Here is a 5266-nt window from a genome sequence, read left to right as displayed (position 1 = left end):
TGGGGGTTGTGTGTTGTTTCAGATACTGCACAGTGGACGCGTAGCGATCTTTGTTGGTAAGTCCTCGGCCGGTTAGTACCGGTCACCTCCACACGTTACCGTGCTTCCAGTTCCGGCCTATCAACCCCATGGTCTGTGGGGGGCCTTAACCACTCGATGGTGGTGAGAAACCTCATCTTGGAACAGGCTTCCCGCTTAGATGCTTTCAGCGGTTATCCCTTCCGAACGTAGCAAACCAGCAGTGCCCTTGGCAGGACAACTGGCACACCAGAGGTTCGTCCGTCCCGGTCCTCTCGTACTAGGGACAGCCTTCCTCAAGTTTCTTGACGCGCGCGGCGGATAGAGACCGAACTGTCTCACGACGTTCTAAACCCAGCTCGCGTGCCGCTTTAATGGGCGAACAGCCCAACCCTTGGGACCTACTCCAGCCCCAGGATGCGACGAGCCGACATCGAGGTGCCAAACCATCCCGTCGATATGGACTCTTGGGGAAGATCAGCCTGTTATCCCCGGGGTACCTTTTATCCGTTGAGCGACACCGCTTCCACTTGCCGGTGCCGGATCACTAGTCCCGACTTTCGTCCCTGCTCGACCTGTCGGTCTCACAGTCAAGCTCCCTTGTGCACTTGCACTCGACACCTGATTGCCAACCAGGCTGAGGGAACCTTTGGGCGCCTCCGTTACATTTTGGGAGGCAACCGCCCCAGTTAAACTACCCACCAGGCACTGTCCCTGAACCAGATCATGGTCCGAGGTTAGAAGTCCAATACGATCAGAGTGGTATTTCAACGACGACTCCACGAACACTAGCGTGCCCGCTTCACAGTCTCCCACCTATCCTACACAAACCGTACCGAACACCAATACCAAGCTATAGTGAAGGTCCCGGGGTCTTTTCGTCCTGCCGCGCGTAACGAGCATCTTTACTCGTAATGCAATTTCGCCGAGTCTGTGGTTGAGACAGCAGAGAAGTCGTTACGCCATTCGTGCAGGTCGGAACTTACCCGACAAGGAATTTCGCTACCTTAGGATGGTTATAGTTACCACCGCCGTTTACCGGGGCTTAAATTCTCAGCTTCGCACCCGAAGGCGCTAACCGGTCCTCTTAACCTTCCGGCACCGGGCAGGCGTCAGTCCGTATACCTCGTCTTACGACTTCGCACGGACCTGTGTTTTTAGTAAACAGTCGCTTCTCTCTGGTCTCTGCGACCACACCCAGCTCCGGAAGCAAGTTCCATCACCGGACGTGGTCCCCCTTCTCCCGAAGTTACGGGGGCATTTTGCCGAGTTCCTTAACCACAGTTCTCTCGATCGCCTCGGTATTCTCTACCTGACCACCTGTGTCGGTTTGGGGTACGGGCCGTGTACCAACTCACTAGAGGCTTTTCTCGGCAGCATAGGATCACTGAATTCGCCTCAATCGGCTACGCATCACCTCTCAGGCTACGTGTGGCACGGATTTGCCTATGCCACGCCCTACAGGCTTACACCAGTACAACCACTGACTGGCCCAGCTACCTTCCTGCGTCACCCCATCGCTTGACTACTACAGCCAGGGTCGTGCGCAGCCGCTTCCAGCCTCCCGAAGGAGGTCCGTCCACATTTGGGCACTTAGCACAACTGCCTCGCCATTGGGCGCGGATACACGGGTACGGGAATATCAACCCGTTGTCCATCGACTACGCCTGTCGGCCTCGCCTTAGGTCCCGACTCACCCTGGGCGGATTAACCTGGCCCAGGAACCCTTGGTCATTCGGCGGACGAGTTTCTCACTCGTCTTTCGCTACTCATGCCTGCATTCTCACTCGCGCAGCCTCCACACCTGGATCACTCCGGCGCTTCCACGGCTACACGACGCTCCCCTACCCACCCCAGCCACTGCCCCGAAGGGAATGTTCATACTGGAGTGCCGCGGCTTCGGCGGTGTACTTGAGCCCCGCTACATTGTCGGCGCAGGACCACTTGACCAGTGAGCTATTACGCACTCTTTCAAGGGTGGCTGCTTCTAAGCCAACCTCCTGGTTGTCTGTGCGATCCCACATCCTTTTCCACTTAGTACACGCTTAGGGGCCTTAGCCGGCGATCTGGGCTGTTTCCCTCTCGACTACGAAGCTTATCCCCCGCAGTCTCACTGCCACGCTCTCACACACCGGCATTCGGAGTTTGGCTGACTTCGGTAAGCTGGTAGGCCCCCTAGGCCATCCAGTAGCTCTACCTCCGGCGTGAAACACGTGACGCTGCACCTAAATGCATTTCGGGGAGAACCAGCTATCACGGAGTTTGATTGGCCTTTCACCCCTACCCACAGCTCATCCCCTCAGTTTTCAACCTAAGTGGGTTCGGGCCTCCACGACGTCTTACCGTCGCTTCACCCTGGCCATGGGTAGATCACTCCGCTTCGGGTCCATGATGTACGACTGAAGATCGCCCTATTCGGACTCGCTTTCGCTACGGCTACCCCACACGGGTTAACCTCGCCACACACCGATGACTCGCAGGCTCATTCTTCAAAAGGCACGCCATCACCCCACCACAAGGGGAGGCTCTGACGGATTGTAAGCGCACGGTTTCAGGTACTATTTCACTCCCCTCCCGGGGTACTTTTCACCTTTCCCTCACGGTACTAGTCCGCTATCGGTCACCAGGGAGTATTCAGGCTTACCGGGTGGTCCCGGCAGATTCACAGCAGATTTCACGGGCCCGCTGCTACTCGGGCACCCACTACAACAGAGCACGCATTTTCACCTACGGGATTCTCACCCTCTACGACAGGCCGTTCCAGACCACTTCGGCTAATACGCACTTTTCTGACTGTTGCCTACCACGGCAGTGATAGGAAAATGAGCCCCACGACCCCAGATAGACAACCCCTGCCGGGTATCACATCTACCTGGTTTAGCCTCATCCGCTTTCGCTCGCCACTACTCACGGAATCACTGTTGTTTTCTCTTCCTGTGGGTACTGAGATGTTTCACTTCCCCACGTTCCCTCCCGACACCCTATATATTCAGATGCGGGTGACACGACATCACTCGTGCCGGGTTTCCCCATTCGGACATCCTCGGATCTCAGCTCGGTTGACAGCTCCCCGAGGCTTATCGCAGCCTCCTACGTCCTTCATCGGCTCCTGGTGCCAAGGCATCCACCGTACGCTCTTACACACTTACTAACAAAGATGCTCGCGTCCACTGTGCAGTTCTCAAACAACACACCCACTCGAATCACAACCCGAGGCCGACCAGAGCCACGCCCTGCGGTACCACCGGAAATCCGAACGGATCGTCACTTCTTTCCTGGAGAAGAAACACTCGCGTGTTCTCTCAGGACCCAACAGTGTGTCGACTACCTCCAGCACGATCCGGACCATCAAGCCCGAACCCACACCGGCACATGTCAGCGTTCCACCCATGAGCACCGCAGTCCCACATCCGAGGACATGAACGGTCTCTGCCAGCCACCAGCCCCGACACTTCGGGACCGTGATCTGGAGAATGCTCCTTAGAAAGGAGGTGATCCAGCCGCACCTTCCGGTACGGCTACCTTGTTACGACTTCGTCCCAATCGCCGATCCCACCTTCGACGGCTCCCTCCCACAAGGGGTTGGGCCACCGGCTTCGGGTGTTACCGACTTTCATGACGTGACGGGCGGTGTGTACAAGGCCCGGGAACGTATTCACCGCAGCGTTGCTGATCTGCGATTACTAGCGACTCCAACTTCACGGGGTCGAGTTGCAGACCCCGATCCGAACTGAGAACGGCTTTAAGGGATTCGCTCCACCTCACGGTCTCGCAGCCCTCTGTACCGTCCATTGTAGCATGTGTGAAGCCCTGGACATAAGGGGCATGATGACTTGACGTCGTCCCCACCTTCCTCCGAGTTGACCCCGGCAGTCTCCTGCGAGTCCCCACCATTACGTGCTGGCAACACAGGACAAGGGTTGCGCTCGTTGCGGGACTTAACCCAACATCTCACGACACGAGCTGACGACAGCCATGCACCACCTGTACACCGACCACAAGGGGGCCTACATCTCTGCAGGTTTCCGGTGTATGTCAAACCCAGGTAAGGTTCTTCGCGTTGCATCGAATTAATCCACATGCTCCGCCGCTTGTGCGGGCCCCCGTCAATTCCTTTGAGTTTTAGCCTTGCGGCCGTACTCCCCAGGCGGGGCGCTTAATGCGTTAGCTACGGCACGGATCCCGTGGAAGGAAACCCACACCTAGCGCCCACCGTTTACGGCGTGGACTACCAGGGTATCTAATCCTGTTCGCTACCCACGCTTTCGCTTCTCAGCGTCAGTTACTGCCCAGAGACCCGCCTTCGCCACCGGTGTTCCTCCTGATATCTGCGCATTTCACCGCTACACCAGGAATTCCAGTCTCCCCTGCAGTACTCAAGTCTGCCCGTATCGCCTGCAAGCTCACAGTTGAGCTGTGAGTTTTCACAGACGACGCGACAAACCGCCTACAAGCTCTTTACGCCCAGTAATTCCGGACAACGCTCGCACCCTACGTATTACCGCGGCTGCTGGCACGTAGTTGGCCGGTGCTTCTTCTACTCCTACCGTCACTCTCGCTTCGTCGGAGTCGAAAGAGGTTTACAACCCGAAGGCCGTCATCCCTCACGCGGCGTCGCTGCATCAGGCTTCCGCCCATTGTGCAATATTCCCCACTGCTGCCTCCCGTAGGAGTCTGGGCCGTGTCTCAGTCCCAGTGTGGCCGGTCGCCCTCTCAGGCCGGCTACCCGTCGTCGCCTTGGTAGGCCATTACCCCACCAACAAGCTGATAGGCCGCGGGCCCATCTCGCACCGATAAATCTTTCCACCCCAAGCCATGCGACAAGAGGTCCTATCCGGTATTAGACCCAGTTTCCCAGGCTTATCCCGAAGTACGAGGCAGATCACCCACGTGTTACTCACCCGTTCGCCGCTCGTGTACCCCGAAGGGCCTTACCGCTCGACTTGCATGTGTTAAGCACGCCGCCAGCGTTCGTCCTGAGCCAGGATCAAACTCTCCGTTGAAGACTCACAACCACACCCCGAAGGGTGTAATCAGAACAACCAGAGTCCGAAAACCCAGCAAAACAATCGCCAGCCGGAAAATTAGCTGACAAAAAATATCCCGACCCCTCCACACGGGGGTATGAAAGAACCGGGAACCAAAAAATATTTGGCACTGACATTCATCGACACACTATTGAGTTCTCAAAGAACACACGCACCCACATCCAGCCCAGCCACAACCAGACCTTCAATGAAGCAACTTT

2 rRNA genes are annotated in these 5266 nt (G+C 56.9%); both read right to left on the bottom strand.

Annotated features, from left to right (window positions below):
• Window positions 1–52 precede the first annotated feature (52 nt).
• Window positions 53–3169 (bottom strand): 23S ribosomal RNA (locus ACL02S_RS23940).
• A gap of 333 nt (window positions 3170–3502) precedes the next feature.
• Window positions 3503–5021, bottom strand: a 16S ribosomal RNA gene (locus tag ACL02S_RS23935).
• The 16S and 23S rRNA genes sit together here, the layout of an rRNA operon.
• Window positions 5022–5266: the final 245 nt, after the last annotated feature.

Origin of the sequence: Nocardia spongicola (genome assembly GCF_047200775.1) — a bacterium.
GTDB lineage: Bacteria > Actinomycetota > Actinomycetes > Mycobacteriales > Mycobacteriaceae > Nocardia.
This window is presented reverse-complemented; position numbering and strand designations above follow the sequence as displayed.